Raw genomic sequence first — 16797 nt, forward strand, 5'->3', positions numbered from 1 at the left:
CTTCTCATGAAATTAAACTTCTGTCTTATAATTATTGGGTTTAAATAGAAGGCCATTTTGATATACATTGCTGTTAATCTGCTTTAAAACAATAACTTTTAGGAAACAGCCATAGAAATAACGACTCCCTTAAAGAGAGTCGTTTCTCTGATGAAGCGGCAGCTGGATCGTCACTTCCGTTCCAATTCCCTGTTCTGTGTGATAAGAAATACTTCCTCCATGATTCTCAATTATTTTGTGAGAAATAAGCAATCCAAGTCCAGTTCCTTTTTCCTTTGTTGAATAAAAGGGTTCTCCAAGATGAGGTATGATTTCACCTGGAATTCCTTCACCGTTATCCTTAACGATCAACTCAAGAATAGTAGATGTTTTAACGAGGTCAAATGATATATATCCATCTTGTTCAATCGCATCTACAGCATTTTGAAAGATATTAAAAAGTACCTGTTTCAATCCATTCTCACTTCCTCTAACATGAGTATCGTGCAGAGAAGGGGAGATTACTACTGTTCCACCTTTAGACTTCAACTCTGAATCTACTATTGTGACAACTTCATGTATGAGTTTAGGAAGATCAACCCATTCATTCATCCGCTCTTGCGGCTTCGCTAAATGAAGAAAATCAGTAATTATATCTTCTACCCGGCTAATTTCATTAATGACAATATGTAAGTAGTCTTCATTGTATTGTTTCTTATCATTGCATAATTGAAGGAATCCTTTAATAGGGGTGAGTGGATTTCGTATTTCATGGGCCACGGCAGCTGCCATTTGACCGAGTACGGCCAACTTTTCTGACTTTTTAATATGTTCTTCTGTTTGTAGACGTTCCTCGATATTTCGAGAAACCGAAACAACATTGACAATATCATTGGATTTTTCGTCCACGATTGCTTTTAATACACTTTCAAACCAACTGTACTCCCCGGATTTTTTCCTTGCTCTGTATGTCATTATGATGGGATTGTTATCTTCCACCAACTTTTGAAACAATTCATCAATGATGGGAAGATCTTCAGGATGAATAATCTCATTAGGGTGGGTACCGACCAACTCATCTGGATGGAATCCGAGTGTTGAGTGGATCGAAGGCGATAAATAAATATAGTTTCCTTCATGGTCATGCAGATTGATGATATCAGAAGAATTTTCTGCAAGGAGACGATATAGTTCGTCACTTTTCTGCTTTTTCACTTCTATTTCCTTTTTTTCCGTTATATCGATAACCTGACCTAAAACGTACGGGTTTTCTTGATCTCTTATGAGTGAAACATGTAAATCGCCAGTTTTCACTGAACCATCTTTACAAATAAATCGCTTTTCTAATTGATACTCATTTCTGTCTCCACTGATAACCTGATGAAGATAGTGCATATCTTTTGGGTAATCATGGGGGTGAGAGATTTCACGTAAAGATTTACAGGTCCACTCAGCTTCTATATAGCCAAGGAACTTTTTGAAAGCCGGATTGTACATCATGTGTTTCTCATCTAATGTCATGACTAATTGAGGAATTCTTGATTGATAAAATACTTCTTTAAATAGACTCCCTGCTAACATTCCATGTACCACCTTTTAATAAATGGTTAGATATCAAATTGGAACTGAATTTTCTTTTCGTTGGGATCCCAGCTAAGGTAAGCTGAAAATTCCTTTTCGCCTTTTTTGAAGCCGTCGATGCGATCGGATTTCCCATCGGTCAACACCTTTTTTACAATCGTTTGCGTAATTCGCTTCGAGAGTATGGTTTTAGAAATAGTGAAGCTGCACTTCGTCTTTTGATAATTAGAACAGCCATAGAACTTTCCTTTATCTATGACTTTTCCACCGCATTTTAAACATGTGCCCACGCTGGTTTTTGCTGCACTCTTCCCTTTCCTTCCTTTTGCTCGCTGGATGGAAGCTGTATCGAGGTCCTCGAAATTCCACGTATTAGAATCTTGAAGGGCATTTTGAACAAGCCGTTCGCTTAATTTCTTCACTTGTTCCATGAATTCGGGTGCAGACGCTTGCCCATTGCCTATTGCTTGTAATCTCTGCTCCCATTTGGCCGTCATTTCTGCTGAGGCTAACACATTTTCCCCAATGGCCCGAATTAAAACCTTTGCCTTGTCAGTGGGATATACGATGTTCTTTTGAATATCAATATACTGTCGATCTTTAAGCATGGTGATAATTCCTGCACGAGTGGCTTCTGTTCCGAGACCTTCTGTTTGCTTTAACACCTTTTCAAGTTCATCATTATCCATATATTTTCCCGCTGTTTTCATTAATGTAATCAGCTGTCCTTCAGTGTACCGTTTAGGAGGCTGAGTTTTTCCTTCCTTCGTTTGAACACTATTTACGACACCATTGTCTTTTTCCTTTACAGGTGGCAGGAGCGGTTCATCCTCCTTCTCGTTCTGCATCAGAACCTGTCTCCAGCCCTCTTGGAGAATCTGCTTTCCTTTAGAAACAAATTCAGCCCGTCCATTCACAACGGTGGTGATGGTTGTGTAGTTAATCACAGCTTTATCGTGATGTGCAGCGATAAAGCGTTTAACCACAACATCATAAATCTTCTTCTCATCACCTGATAGAGATTGAGGATCTGTTACCTGTTCAGTCGGGATGATCGCGTAATGATCGGAAACCTTCGCTTCATTCACAAAACGCTTATTGTTTAGTAAGCTTTCTTGAGGTGCAGGGATCCAGTTATTGTAAGGGCTGAATTCCTTAAGCTTAGACAATATTTCGGGAAAGGCTTCAGCTTCGCCTTTCGTTACATATTGTGAATCTGATCTTGGATAAGATACAAGGCCCTTCTGATAAAGCTTTTGCAGAACATCCAGTGTTTTCTTAGGTGAAAGCTTATACATTTTGTTAACCGTCGCTTGAAGTGCGGAAAGATTGAATAGTAATGGCGGCGCGAACTCTTTTCGTTCTGTTTTCATTTCATCTACGCTTGCAGGTTTATTTATACAAAAAGAAGCGATTTTCTCAGCCAGCTCCCGGGATTGAATTCGCGACTCCCCATCCTTTTGCCAGATGCCCTCGTAGGTGTGGTCACCGATTTGAAAGCTTGCCTTCACTTCCCAGAAGGGTTCGCTCTTAAATCGCTCTATCTCCTCATCTCTTCTCACAATCAGAGCGAGTGTCGGGGTTTGAACCCTTCCAGCAGAAAAAACATCAGACATGCCTTGTTGCTTTAGTAGGATGCTATACGCCCTTGATGCGTTCATTCCCACAAGCCAATCGGCACAAGCACGTGAATAGGCTTCATAATAGAGGCTGCGCATTTCCGTTTCTTCTCTTAAACTAGTAAACCCTTGAAGGATCGCTTTCTCTGTTAAGGATGAAATCCATAATCTCTTCATCGGTTTCTGCACCCTGGACATGGAAATGATATTCCGGATGATTAACTCCCCTTCACGTCCCGCGTCACCTGCATGGATGATTTCCGTCACTTCGTTTTTCTTAAGAAGCTCCTTGATGACTGAGAATTGTTTCGCTTTTGCCCGTTGAAGTTCATATTGAAATCGGAGAGGTATGATGGGAAGGTCTTCTAATGTCCACTTCTTCCATTTGCTCTCGTATTTTTCAGGGGCTTGAAGCTGAAAGAGATGTCCTACAGCCCAGGTAATATATGCACCATCAGGGAACACATCGTTTGAATGTATTTCAATGTATCCTTGACGCTTTCGATGAGGAAAAGGCTTGGCAAGGGTTGCTCCTTGGTCGGGTTTCTCGGCTATTACGACTTTCATAACATTCTCCTGTCCATGTTTATGATTCCTTTATTATAGCATGTTTTTAGAACTCTTGTTCTATAGATCCGGAGAAATCACACTTGTATTTTATCGGTCAAATTTTGAATCATTTTAATACAAATGGATCGTTCGTACTTATTTTGGACCACTAAGGAATGTTACAAGAGTGAGCTGCGTCCTTTATGGTATTTTATTGTAAAAAGGTGTTACAAATAAGAAATCTCATTTGTAACACCTTCATGTTATTGTCCTAAATTTTCTAAGTTCCCTTTGATATCTTGAAGTTGATTAAATGTGTTTACGATGTCAAGGTTTTGCAATTCTGAAATCTGAACTTCTCCCTTATCTAATTCGACCAGGGCACGGTCAATTCCTTCTAGCGCTTGCCCGTTATATTCTTCCACTTTTTGGTGAATGCTATCTGCCAGTTGAGGCGGAGTGAGTTCATTGATTTCCTGTATTTCTGTTTTCATGTCTTCTAATCTTGTTTCAAGTGTCGGTATGGTGGATGGGTCTGCAGCAGCATTTTCCACTAGTCCAGGGAAGTCATTGGCAAATTGTTCTGCTTCATTGAGATAATCGGTCATTTCCTCCACATAGGTTAAACTGTTATTAGCTTCTTCGAGAATCCCGCAGCCTGCCAGCATTATAAAGCTGAAAATGATTAATGTTTTCTTCAATGTAATTCATCCTCCTGTAACTTACTCCCCTTATACATACGAACGAACTCCGTAAAAGTTTCATTTCATAAAAAGAAGGCTAACACTCTTTCGTCAGCCTTCTCGTTTCGACTTATTCAATAATTTGAAGCCCTTTTGGGAAGTTGGTCAAGGTTTCGTACCCGTCTTTCGTTATAAGTACATCGTCTTCAATTCTTACTCCGCCAATTTCGGGTACGTATATACCAGGCTCTATTGTATATGTCATTCCTTCTTTTAATATCCCATTATTTAAATGACTCATTGATGGGAATTCATGTACGTTGATCCCAAGACCGTGCCCGATTCGGTGTGGGAAATAGTCTCCATACCCTGCTTCTGTAATGATATCCCGTGCGATTTGATCCAGATCCCCAATACGGTTGCCGGGCTTACTTGCATCTAGTGATGCCAGTTCTGCTTTTAAAACCGTGTTGTAGATATCTTTTTGCTTGTCTGTAACCGATTTATATGCGAATGTACGTGTAATATCTGAAGTGTAGCCTTCAAGGACAACGCCGAGATCAAACAATACGAAGTCCCCGGCTTTCAGCTTGCGATTACCCGGATTACCGTGTGGATCTCCAGCCTTTTCACCAAATAGTACCATCGTAGAAAACGACATTTCACGAATGCCTTTTTTCTTTAATTCATATTCAATCTTTGCAAGAACTTCCATTTCTGTAATGCCTTCCTGGAGGGCACTTACACCTACTTCTACCCCGAAGTCTGCCATTTTTGCCGCTCGACGCATGATTTCGATTTCTTTCTCGTCCTTCACTACGCGCATCTCGTTTAATTTGTCTTCGACATTCACTACATTGGGTGAATCAAAGATGTTTAAGAATGATTGACTGCGGCCATAGGTAACTACTTCATTCTCGAAAGCAACCTTGCTTCCATCTATGCTTCTTTTTTGAATGGCTTCCTGAATGAATTCCCATGGGTTTTCATGATCAGAGTAGCCGATCACTTCGTTGTTCCAGCCGGCGTCCTTCACTTGACGTGCTTCCATTCCAGGTACGACGACAAATGGTTCTGCATCCGGAAATACAAAAAGCCCCATTAAGCGCTCATGTGGATCTGTGTGGAAATTCGTTAAGTAAAATACATTTTCAGTTGAATTAATAAAAGCTGCTTCAATTTTCTCTTCCTTTAACCAGTTTTCTAACATTTTTATACGCTGTTTCATCGTGTATTCCTCCTCGGGTATCGTGATGTTATGTAATCGTTTAATATGAGCATATCTATGCTAACATATTTCGAGGAAAGTTTAAATAATCGTATTGTATGGGACGGTTCTCAATAGGGTTATATGTTTTTTTGATAGGGTGAAGCTTTTCCTACCTCTTGCCTATAAAGTACGGGGAGTGTTTGTGTTATAATTTGAAGCATACAGTGAATGTAGGGTGGGAGTGGCCACTTCCTTATAGAAGGAGGTGGTGCTTATAGTGACAACGTATGAGGCGTTAACGCTAATGATTACCTTTGGCTCTTTAATTGTCTCCATCATTGCCGTAGTTATTTCAAATGACAAAAAGAAATAACCCCACCCTCATGAAGCGCCTAAACTTTGAAGGGTAGAGTTATGTTCCTTTCTCTATTGGGCCACTGCTTTCCTTGCAGTTTGCTGTGTAGCAAGAGACATTGGTTGCCGCCAGTGTCTCTTGTTTTATCATTATGCTCTACTCTTAAGATAGTATAAATCCGGGAGGAAAGCAAGATGAGTACAAGCAAAATTTACGGTGAAAAGGAATTTTTCTTCTGACATAAAATACTATAGGATATCTTACTTTATTTATTCAACAGTCTAAATATGAATAAAAAATAAAGCTTAGAGAAAAAATCTCTAAGCTTTATTTTTTTAATATACAGGGTCTGTTTTCTTAGGTTTGCGAACAAACGCCATGATTCCTGCAATGAGAAACAGAAGTCCAGGAACGAAACCAAATCCAATCGTGCCTAGTCCGATGACAAGCGCAGCGATGATAAACATGATTCCAGATAATACTGGTTTTTTATTTTTAACAATGGACATTACAGCAATGATACCAAGAATGGATGCAATAATCCCCAAGATCACCAGATAAGATCCCATTGATTCAGCCGTTTCAATAATGGAAGATATATCACCTGCTGTCATATCTTCATTTTGCAAGTTTGGATCACTCGCCATTCCTTCTTCGATTTGGGACATGACCTCAGGATTGCTCATCCCTAAATTAAGTACGATTCCGATGATGGAAAATAATGCGGATAAGATAATTCCGATTACTCCCATCACTACTTCTCCTGTTCGTTTCACCATTCTACTCTCTCCTTTATAGATACATACTTTATAATATATTGTGCTTAAACAATACTATTCCCTTATATGGGTAGTGTCTAGCTTCTTATTCATGTAGGCTTCCAGGATGGAATGATCTTCTGGAAATCCCAGGGGCAGGTCCTTTAGCTCTTGAAGTGAAAACCATTCGATTTTATGTATTAATTGATCAGGGTCCTGTATGGTTGCCTCTCCTCCGAGGAGCTGGACTTCGTAGTAATGAATTCTTGTAGAAATACTCCCTTCATTCCCCCACTTTGTATACAAATGTTTTCCCACTTCAACATCATAGCCTGTTTCTTCCCAAACTTCACGTTTACAACATTCCTGAAGGGATTCGCCCGCTTCCAGTCCCCCTGAAGGAACCGACCATCTCTTCTCTTCTTCCTCTTTCCCCTGTAACACCATCAATAAACGACCTTCATGGATGCAAAGAGCAGATGAACCAATCCATTCATTCAATCAATCACCTCATTTCGTGTGGAAGGATTCAAACTCATTCAGTAATTCCATGAGTTTATGGAAAAGTCTCCTTAAGCATATTCTCTCTTTTGACAAAATTCTCCTTCATAAGAATAATATTCTTTATATTCAGACATTATTCTGCCTTGCTCATGGAGTTCCGCCCCTCTTTGCTCTTTTTCATACCAAGTTTTTTTAGGATTATGTTTTCCAGTATGCTCCATGGAAGGATGGTTTTGAGTAAGAGTGTTAAACGCACTCCTTTGCCTACGGGGATTCTAAAACCTTTTTTCTTGTTTAAGGCTATTTCACGTACTATAGAAGCAATCTCTCTTGGATCTCCAAGTGTATCTGCACTAGCTTGGATTTCTGAGTTGATGGCCTTCATGTAGGAATAATATGGAGAGCATTTTTGCATCGAGCGTGGAGTGACTTTCTTTCCCGATGTCCAAATGTTCGTTTGATAAGAACCGGGTTCGATAAGATGCACGGCTATGCCAAATGGCTTCAGCTCCAATCTCAGACTTTCGGTGTATCCCTCTAATGCATGCTTGGAAGATACATAAGGACTGAGTCCAGGAAACCCGATCCTGCCGCTAATGCTGCTCATATTGATGATTTTCCCTTCTCCTTGCTTTCTCATATAAGGGAGAACAACCTGAGTGATTCTCATTACACCAAAAACGTTTGTTTCAAATTGATCACGATACTCATCGATTGTCACTTCTTCTGCAAATCCTCCACTTGCAAACCCTGCATTATTAAGAAGAATGTCCACCCTGCTGATTTCTATTAGGCGAGATGAAAACGCTCTGATGGATACTTCAGACGTTACATCCAATGGTTGAATCTCAATGGATTTTTCCACCCCCAGTTTTTTCGCTTGAAGTAACAATTCTTCTCCTTTGTCCGGATCTCTCATTGTCGCAATCACTTTAAACCCAAGTTGTGCAAGTTCCAACGAAGATAGTAAACCAAATCCACTATTGGATCCCGTTACAACAGCTATTTTATGACTCATATAAGCTTCCTCCATTTAGTTTCTTTCTATTAGTATAGCAATAATGGGTCTTAATCAACTTTTTTTATCTGTAAAAAAACAGAAAAAGGCTGGCTTCATCCCATTGAAGCCAGCCTTTTTAACGAGGAAGTCGTGTCAATTTCTACTCTTAATTTACAGCAACCCCATATCTGATTCAACATCTCTAAAAAGGGATGAACAGGTCTCTCAGGAAATGGAGAGCAACGTTTAGACGATTTCGGCATAAATTCATATATTTATATAATTGTAAGCATAATTATTGAATTTTAAATCTCACGGTACGGTAGATGCAAGGATAAAAGCAAAAAACAAAAAAGGCAGAAAATAAATTCCGCCTTTTTCTTACTTATGACTGAAGGTCAACTGGTACTACTGCATTCTTCAGTTCATTGTCCAGGTCAAGAGAATAGTGTTTTTTCTGCTCAGCATTCCACTTAAGAAGCTTCGCCATCACCTCGATGACAGGTTCCTTCCACTTCTCCACCCATTCACGATCGAAGAATAAAGCTCCTGTTCGTCTAATGAAGAAATCAACAGGGGTAGCGGCCATCTCTTCCTGAATTGCATAGATCAGTTGTGCATACAAGTAAGGAGGGACGGACCTATCACCCATTGTTCCACTATAAGCGTGTGCAAGTTTATAGAGCTGATCCACGTTTGAACCGTACATGGCTGCTAGCTTTCTTCCATCTTCCTCTGTTAATCCAAATTGAACTGCCTCGGCTGCTTTCTGATCAATATACGCTTGGAAGTTTTTCGATCCGCCTACATGACCTCCAGAGATCGGCATATACTTTGTGGAAGAAGCGGGGAACTTCTTCTTGTTTTCTTCTTTTAATCGTTTTGATACAAGATCAACCACTGTTTCCCCCATTTTACGGTAACCAGTAAGCTTTCCGCCGGCAATGGTGATCAATCCACTTTCCGCTTCCCAAATTTCATCTTTTCGTGAAATTTCAGAAGGGTCCTTCCCTTTTTCGAAAATTAATGGACGAACACCCGCCCAGCTCGATTCCACGTCCTCTTTACTCACGGAGACATCGGGAAACATAAAATGGATCGCATCCAAGATATAATCCCTGTCCTCCGATGTCATATGAGGAGATGATTTTTCCTGATCAAAAAAAGTATCGGTTGTCCCGACATAAGCTTTGCCATCTCGAGGAATCGCAAATACCATTCTTTTATCAGGAGTATCAAAATAAACCGCCTGCTGGAGTGGGAATTTGCTTTGATCAATGACAAGATGAACGCCCTTTGTTAAGCGAAGCTGTTTATTATTCGTACTGTAATCCTTTCCGCGTACATCATCTACCCAAGGACCTGCGGCGTTGACGAATTTTGAACCGCGGATTTCTAACGAATCCCCCGTCAACAGGTCTTCAGCTTCAATTCCGACTACTTGCTTATTTTCATAGAGGAATCGTTGAGATTTCATATAGTTTATGACAGTGGCACCGTGTGCAACCGCTTCTTTCATGACTTCTATCGTTAAACGGGCATCGTCTGTCCGATATTCAACGTAGTAACCTCCCCCTTTAAGGCCTTCTTTCTTGACCAGAGGTTCTTTCGTCAATGTTTCTGATACAGAAAGCATGGAGCGTCGTTCACTTCTCTTTACTCCAGCAAGATAGTCATACACCTTTAATCCAATCGATGTGCTGAATTTACCGAATGTGCCCCCTTTATGGAGGGGTAGAAGCATCCATTCGGGAGTCGTAACATGAGGTCCATTTTCATAAACGATTTCACGTTCTTTTCCCACTTCCGCGACCATTTTCACTTCGAATTGCTTTAAGTAACGTAATCCGCCATGAACGAGCTTTGTGGAACGACTGGAAGTCCCGGCTGCGAAATCCTGCATTTCGACCAATGCCACCTTCATTCCACGTTTCGAAGCATCGAGGGCGATCCCTGCGCCAGTGATTCCCCCTCCGATCACAATCATATCAAAGTGGTTTGAGGCTAATGTTTCTTTCACTTCTCTTCTTGCAGTACTTGAAAATGTCATAAGTGGATCCTCCTCAGGTATCTATATATTGTCTGTACTCTCACTCTTATTGTTTAACCATAAAAAAAGAGACCAAAACTAACATTATGGTGAATGGTTCCATAATGCAGGTTTGGTCTCTCGTGGTCTCTAACCGAATTTATTAACTTGTAATCAGTATATCATACGTTCCTTTTATTTAAAAGCCATAGTTGCTTTAACAGCTTTTTTCCATCCGTTATATAGTTCTCCTTGTATTTCAACGGGCATTTGAGGTTCAAATTGCTTGTCTTTATTCCACTGCTTCGATATTTCATCCCGGTTATCCCAGAATCCTACGGCTAATCCCGCTAAATATGCGGCACCTAATGCAGTTGTTTCATTTACAACCGGTCGCTCAACAGGAACAGACAAGATATCACTTTGGAATTGCATTAAAAAGTCATTTTTAACAGCACCGCCATCGACTCTCAGTTTCTTGAGGGAGATTCCAGAGTCCGCTTCCATCGCTGTCAGTACATCTTTCGTTTGATAGGCAAGGGATTCCAGGGTGGCTCTTACAAAATGCTCCTTAGATGTTCCTCTTGTTAAACCGAACACGGCTCCGCGAACATCACTGTCCCAATAAGGAGTTCCTAATCCTACAAAGGCAGGAACAACGTAGACGCCGTCTGTAGAGTCTACCTTTTCTGCATACGCCTGACTGTCCTTCGCGTCCTTCAGCATACGAAGGCCATCTCGAAGCCACTGAATCGCAGAACCAGCTACGAAAATACTTCCTTCCAATGCATACTCTACTTTTCCATCAATTCCCCATGCCAAGGTTGTGAGTAAACCATTATCAGACTTTACGGCTTTTTCACCTGTGTTCATAAGCATAAAGCAGCCAGTCCCATACGTATTCTTTGCCATACCTTCCTCATAGCACGCCTGCCCGAACATTGCGGCTTGCTGATCCCCGGCTGCACCTGCAATCGGAATCTCCTTGCCGAAGAAATGATAAGGTACCGTTTTGGCATAAACTTCTGATGAGGGACGGACCTCAGGCAGCATACTCTTTGGAACGCCTAAAATATCGAGTAGTTCCTGATCCCATTTCAGGTCATAAATGTTATACATAAGTGTACGGGAAGCGTTCGAATAATCCGTTACGTGGGCTTTTCCACCAGACATTTTCCAGATCAACCATGTGTCGATCGTCCCAAATAGAAGCTGCCCTTTCTCCGCTTTTTCCCTTGCTCCTTCTACATTATCAAGGATCCATTTAATCTTCGTACCTGAGAAGTAGGCATCAATCAGTAGGCCTGTCTTATTTCGAAATGTATCATTAAGCCCCTGTGCTTTTAACTCATCACAAATACCGGCTGTTTGTCGAGATTGCCACACGATTGCATTGTAAACCGGGTCCCCCGTTTCTTTGTCCCAAACCACCGTTGTTTCACGTTGATTGGTAATCCCGATTCCTTCGATCTGATCTGGTTTAATACTTGATTCAGATAAAACGCTTGCAATGACGGCTAAAATGGATCCCCAAATTTCGTTCGCACTATGTTCAACCCAACCCGGCTTTGGAAAATGCTGAGTAAATTCTTTTTGTGCAGTATGGGCGACTTCGCCTTTTTTATTAAATAGTATCGCTCTTGAGCTTGTCGTTCCCTGATCCAATGATAAAATGTATTTTTCCATTTAGTATCCCTCCAAAAATTAATTATCTGTTGATAGCTGATGTACTTTTTGTGCTAAGCTGATCTTTCTGTCACTGACATAAGCAAGCCCGAGTACTGCCAGTGTAACAACTAGGACTACCCAAAAACTTGGTGTAACTTGTCCAATGAAAATCGCTTTATAAAATACGCCTCCAAACGATCCTCCCAAAACAGGACCTACTACAGGAATCCAGGAATATCCCCAATTAGATGGGCCCTTACCTGGGATCGGCAGCAAGAAATGAGCAATACGAGGCCCCAAATCACGGGCAGGATTAATGGCATAACCTGTTGTTCCACCCAGTGATATCCCGATCGCAATAATTAAGAAACCAACGATAAATGGATTCAGACCATCTGTAAATGTATTCGCTCCTATTGATAATAATCCTACTACTAATACAAAAGTTCCAATGATTTCACTTAATAAATTCGAAAAATAGTGTGGAATCGCCGGTCCTGTAGCAAATACACCTAATTTCACACCTGGATCTTTCGTTGCATGCCAGTGGGGCAAGAAGTGTAAGAATGTGATCGTTGCTCCAATGATCGCTCCAATCATTTGGGCTATGATGTACTGAGGAACATCACTCCAAGGGAAATCTCCATTAAACGCTAGTCCAAGCGTAACAGCTGGATTTAAATGGGCCCCGCTAAACTTTCCAACAGCATATACACTCATGGCGACACCCAATCCCCAACCGAATGTGATCACTATCCAGCCGGCGTTATAAGCAAATGATTTCTTAAGATTCACATTTGCACAAACTCCTGCACCGAAAATGATGAGTAAAGCTGTTCCGACCACTTCTCCTAAAAATGCAGTCATGTTCGTTCCCTCTTTTCATTATGGATTAAGATTCATTATGGATTAAAAACAAAAAGACTCACGGAAGATGCCCCTATATGTAAGGCACTTCGCGTGAGTCTCTTAATCTCTTTCACAATGTATTAACTTGTTCATTATGTTACTCCAGAATGAAAACGTTGTCAACACGTTTTTCGACAATATTATTTAGAATCAAAATGTTTCCATAAAGCGCGATCAGAGGTTGTAATAGCATTGGCTCCAGCCTCGAGGGCAGCTTCCACCTCTTCAACCGTATCAATTAGCCCTCCTGCAAAAATGGGTTTACCCGTTTTGTCCCCAATTTCCTTAATGATCTTTGGAACCACCCCAGGCAGCACTTCAATAAAGTCGGGATCTGTCTTATGTATAAGTTCAATGCTTCGATTCATTGCACTTGAATCAATCACGAACATTCGTTGAGTGGCATAAACACCTTTTTGCCGTGCTTTTTTTATGACATTTCCTTTAGTGGATATAATGCCATAGGGTTTGATTTCCTGACAGACATATTCAGTCGCATATTCATCACTGGATAGTCCGTGGATCAGGTCTAAATGCAGGAACATTTTCCGCTTTTCTTTTCGAGCGTAATCGAATACACTTTTCAGCATTCCAACATGGAGATCGAGGAACACACCGTACTGGAAAGAGGTTTCAAGCATTTTATCAAAATCCTTCATGGACCGGATGGCAGGTAATATCTTTTGACCTTCAAAACTCACCTTCTTATTCCCTCCCTTACTATTTTAATTGGGGTTTTTCACAAGGAGAAATTATATCACAAATACCTTATGTTTTCGTGAGAGTCTCAATGATTTTACCACAATATTACATTGTTTGGTACTGGCACATTCATCAGGCGTAAAATTCGATTTCTCGCTGATGGATGATTATAATCATTGGTAAGTTTTCAATAAAAGGAGTGTTTAAAATGAGTTCATTATATAATCGACTATTTTCAAAAGGAAACCTCGGTGCCAGCTTGACAAAGAATCGGTTCATCGTTGCACCCATGACAAGGGTGAGTGCGGATGAAAATGGCGTGGCAAATGAAACGATGGAAAAGTATTATGAACGCTTCGCAAAAGGCGGTTTCGGAGTCATCATTACAGAAGGCATTTACACAGACAAACAATACAGCCAGGGATATTTAAACCAGCCTGGCATTGTAGATAAAGAGCAAACCGAAGCATGGAGAAAAATTGTAAAAACGGTTCATAATCATGGATCTTTGATGATTGCACAGCTTATGCATGCCGGGGGGCAAAGTCAAGGTAATGCTTATCAAGATACAACGAAGGCACCTTCTGCCGTTGCCCCAAAGGGTGATCAGCTTGGATTTTATGGGGGATCCGGATCCTTCCCAGTGCCCGGGGAGATGACGATTGAAGATATAGAGGCTGTCAAGAAGTCTTTTGTAGAAAGTGCTCTGAATGCCAAGGAAGCAGGGTTTGAGGGTGTAGAAATTCACGGTGCTAATGGCTATTTACTGGATCAATTCTTGACTGATTATCTGAACCATAGAGAAGATGAATACGGAGGAAGCCTCGAGTATCGATTGCGTCTTTTGACCGAGGTGATCCATGAAGTTCGAAGTGCTGTGGGAGATAATTTTGTAGTAGGCATTCGAATCTCACAAGGTAAAGTGGCTGATCAAAGCTACAAGTGGCCAGAAGGTCAAGCCGCTGCAGAGACCATCTTTACATCTTTAGGAAAAACGGAACTAGATTACATTCATACGACAGATGGAGATGGTTCTGAACCTTCTTTCGGGGAAGGTAGCATGACACTTGCCGAGGCTGCCACTTCTTTTAGTCAATTACCGGTAATAGCCAATGGTCAACTCCGTGATCCCTCTAAAGCAGAAGTACTTCTACAAAAAGAACAGGCAGAGTTTATCAGCTTAGGTACAAGTGCCCTTGCGAATCCGGATCTTCCGAATAAGGTTGAAAAAGGCTTGGATTTTGAGGAGTTCGAATTTGAAAAAATCTTGCTTCCTCAAGCATATGTGAAAAAACATGAGCTTGAGATGAACATTTTAGAATAAGTATTATAAAAGAAGAACCCTTTACCGACACGAAGGGTTCTTCTTTTCGTGGTTTAAGTCAGAAGTAAGTTAATAATTTTACATCGATAGGATCTGCAAGCCGATGTCTTCTTTTTTATCAAATAGGGTGATGAATTGTTCCGCAAAATCTTGATAGCGGGAACTTATTACTTCTTTCCTAAAAGGGACTGGATACGGGCTTGCATTTCAGTTTTACTGTGATACTCGAACATACCGATTCCATTACCCCATGGATCATTAAAGGTTGTCCACTTCACTGGGACTTCTTCTCGATCATGGATGTCAAAGGAATCAATTCCGAGGAGAGATATCAGCCTTTCCCGTTCCCTATCGATCGATTGGACGCCTAACCGAATCGGACCAGAATTAAGGGAAGGAGTACCTTCTGCTACTTGGAGCCAACAGCCGGGAATGAGTTCCCATTCTGCGAATCCGTCGTGGGGGATGAAATCAGGAGTCCGATTTAATAAAGTTTCATATCATTTCTGTCCTTCTTGCATATCGGTTACTCGGACTTGTACGGTCATTTCATAAATCATGGTTTGTCTCCTTTACTATTGAATTAGACTTAAATGTAAAGTGGGATTAATGGCTTAAAGAATAATATTTTAAGAGTGGAATGGCCAGCACAATCAAATCGACTCAAGCTGGCTATTTTCTTTAGATAGCCCAGTTCCCATTACGGAAAATAGCAATCTTCCTTCCATCACGACACACTCCATCTATATTCATTTGGGCTGATCCAATCATGAAATCTTCATGAACTACACTTTCATTAAGTCCCTTAGCTTCCCGTTCTTCATCAGATAATATCTCTCCATCCTTTATGCACGTTGGATAAGAGGAACCGATCGCTAGATGATTGGATGCATTTTCATCGAATAAGGTGTTAAAGAAGAGAACGCCAGAATCAGAGATAGGTGACTGATGTGGAACAAGTGCCACCTCTCCAAGGTAGGCTGCTCCTTCATCTGTTAGAATCAATTTTTTCAGGATTTCCTCTCCTTTTCTTGCTGTTACAGTCGTAATTTTTCCATTCTCAAAAGTAAGGGTAAAGTCTTCAATGACGTTGCCATTGTACGCCAGTGGCTTGGTGCTTGTAACTGTGCCATTGACTCCGGTTTTCACAGGAACAGTATAGACTTCTTCTGTCGGCATATTGGCAATGAAATGTGTTCCTTGTGGTGTATTGCTCGCCCCCGTCAGCCACAGGTGGTCTTCATGGAGTTCTATGATTAGGTCCGTTCCTTCCGATTGGTAGTGCAGGCTTTCAAGCTTTAAGTCATTGAGTTCTCTTGCTTTGTTGGTCAGAGTTTGGATATGTGTTTGCCAAGCGAGGACGGGATCTTCATGATCGATGCGGACGGATGTGAAGATACGGTCCCAAAGGCTTGTGATTCTCTCTTTCTCGGACAAGTCAGGAAAGACTTTATCGGCCCATTTCTGTGAAGGGATGGCGACGATCGACCAGCTGATTTGATCTTTTTCGATTGCTTCATAGAAACGGTCAAGGGCGTCTCCACTTGCTTTTTCAAAATTAAGGATCCGTTCGGGATCTATTCCTTTCAGCAGATCCGGGTCATTGGCTTCTATTTGCAGGAATGCTCCTTTATGGTCCACAACCCACTCATGAGCAGCAGACAGCCAGCTCGGATATTCATAAAATGTATCATCCGGCGCCAATTCATAATGTGTTCTCATGATCTCCTCGTCATACCATTGAACATGTACATTTCTTGCTCCGGCAAGATATGCTTCTTTTACAACAATGCGTACGAATTTTTCAGTTCCGAGTGGTGCAGAAATCCATAAGAGCTGATCAGGCTGAACATTTACTCCCACTTTAATGGCGAGCTCAGCGTATTGTTTTAATTTTTCATCGAAATCTTTATTGAACGTCATATTA

14 protein-coding genes and 1 pseudogene are annotated in these 16797 nt (G+C 41.0%); 2 read left to right on the forward strand and 13 right to left on the reverse strand.

Annotated features, from left to right (window positions below):
* Positions 1–129: 129 nt before the first annotated feature.
* The 4 genes from ACFQWC_RS05655 to ACFQWC_RS05670 form a co-directional block, all read right to left on the reverse strand.
* On the reverse strand, positions 130–1560 hold the full coding sequence (locus ACFQWC_RS05655; protein WP_299737070.1) for a PAS domain S-box protein: 1431 nt from the start codon (positions 1558–1560) through the stop codon (positions 130–132).
* A 26-nt stretch (positions 1561–1586) separates the two neighbouring features.
* Entirely contained in the window at positions 1587–3746 is a 2160-nt protein-coding gene (locus ACFQWC_RS05660) for a DNA topoisomerase III (protein WP_299737068.1), read from the reverse strand.
* A 245-nt stretch (positions 3747–3991) separates the two neighbouring features.
* Positions 3992–4429 (reverse strand): DUF6376 family protein, encoded by a 438-nt coding sequence (locus ACFQWC_RS05665; protein ID WP_299737066.1) that lies wholly within the window; start codon positions 4427–4429, stop codon positions 3992–3994.
* A 112-nt stretch (positions 4430–4541) separates the two neighbouring features.
* Entirely contained in the window at positions 4542–5639 is a 1098-nt protein-coding gene (locus ACFQWC_RS05670; RefSeq protein ID WP_299737065.1) for a M24 family metallopeptidase, read from the reverse strand.
* 259 nt (positions 5640–5898) lie between these two features.
* Between ACFQWC_RS05670 and ACFQWC_RS05675 the strand changes: the two genes are divergently transcribed.
* On the forward strand, positions 5899–5994 hold the full coding sequence (locus tag ACFQWC_RS05675) for a putative holin-like toxin (RefSeq protein WP_253275457.1): 96 nt from the start codon (positions 5899–5901) through the stop codon (positions 5992–5994).
* A 317-nt stretch (positions 5995–6311) separates the two neighbouring features.
* Here the strand turns inward: ACFQWC_RS05675 and ACFQWC_RS05680 are convergent, their stop codons facing one another.
* The 7 genes from ACFQWC_RS05680 to ACFQWC_RS05710 form a co-directional block, all read right to left on the reverse strand.
* Positions 6312–6755 carry a DUF4064 domain-containing protein gene (locus ACFQWC_RS05680; protein ID WP_299737061.1) on the reverse strand — a complete coding sequence of 148 codons (444 nt, stop codon included), beginning with the start codon at positions 6753–6755 and terminating at the stop codon, positions 6312–6314.
* 54 nt (positions 6756–6809) lie between these two features.
* The gene (locus tag ACFQWC_RS05685) at positions 6810–7235 is read right to left on the reverse strand and encodes an NUDIX hydrolase (protein WP_299737059.1); all 426 of its coding nucleotides are present in this window, start codon (positions 7233–7235) and stop codon (positions 6810–6812) included.
* A gap of 136 nt (positions 7236–7371) precedes the next feature.
* Positions 7372–8256, reverse strand: coding sequence for an SDR family oxidoreductase (locus ACFQWC_RS05690; RefSeq protein WP_341356406.1), 885 nt, complete (start codon positions 8254–8256; stop codon positions 7372–7374).
* A 367-nt stretch (positions 8257–8623) separates the two neighbouring features.
* A complete protein-coding gene (locus tag ACFQWC_RS05695) occupies positions 8624–10288 on the reverse strand; it encodes a glycerol-3-phosphate dehydrogenase/oxidase (RefSeq protein ID WP_299737055.1) in 1665 nt (554 codons plus the stop codon).
* Between the two features lie 174 nt (positions 10289–10462).
* Positions 10463–11953 carry a glycerol kinase GlpK gene (gene glpK / locus ACFQWC_RS05700; protein ID WP_299737053.1) on the reverse strand — a complete coding sequence of 497 codons (1491 nt, stop codon included), beginning with the start codon at positions 11951–11953 and terminating at the stop codon, positions 10463–10465.
* Between the two features lie 18 nt (positions 11954–11971).
* Positions 11972–12802 carry an MIP/aquaporin family protein gene (locus ACFQWC_RS05705; protein ID WP_299737050.1) on the reverse strand — a complete coding sequence of 277 codons (831 nt, stop codon included), beginning with the start codon at positions 12800–12802 and terminating at the stop codon, positions 11972–11974.
* A 182-nt stretch (positions 12803–12984) separates the two neighbouring features.
* Positions 12985–13545, reverse strand: coding sequence for a glycerol-3-phosphate responsive antiterminator (locus ACFQWC_RS05710; protein ID WP_341356405.1), 561 nt, complete (start codon positions 13543–13545; stop codon positions 12985–12987).
* Between the two features lie 209 nt (positions 13546–13754).
* Between ACFQWC_RS05710 and ACFQWC_RS05715 the strand changes: the two genes are divergently transcribed.
* Complete coding sequence (locus tag ACFQWC_RS05715; RefSeq protein WP_299737046.1) at positions 13755–14870, forward strand: oxidoreductase; 1116 nt, start codon at positions 13755–13757, stop codon at positions 14868–14870.
* Between the two features lie 167 nt (positions 14871–15037).
* Here ACFQWC_RS05715 and ACFQWC_RS05720 read toward each other — a convergent pair.
* Together ACFQWC_RS05720 and ACFQWC_RS05725 are read right to left on the reverse strand one after the other, a co-directional pair.
* Positions 15038–15430 (reverse strand): annotated as a pseudogene (locus tag ACFQWC_RS05720) (VOC family protein).
* Between the two features lie 121 nt (positions 15431–15551).
* Complete coding sequence (locus ACFQWC_RS05725) at positions 15552–16793, reverse strand: aminopeptidase (protein WP_299737044.1); 1242 nt, start codon at positions 16791–16793, stop codon at positions 15552–15554.
* Between the last annotated feature and the right edge of the window lie 4 nt (positions 16794–16797).

It is taken from the genome of Rossellomorea sp. GCM10028870, assembly GCF_042666755.1.
Classification (GTDB): Bacteria; Bacillota; Bacilli; order Bacillales; family Bacillaceae_B; genus Rossellomorea.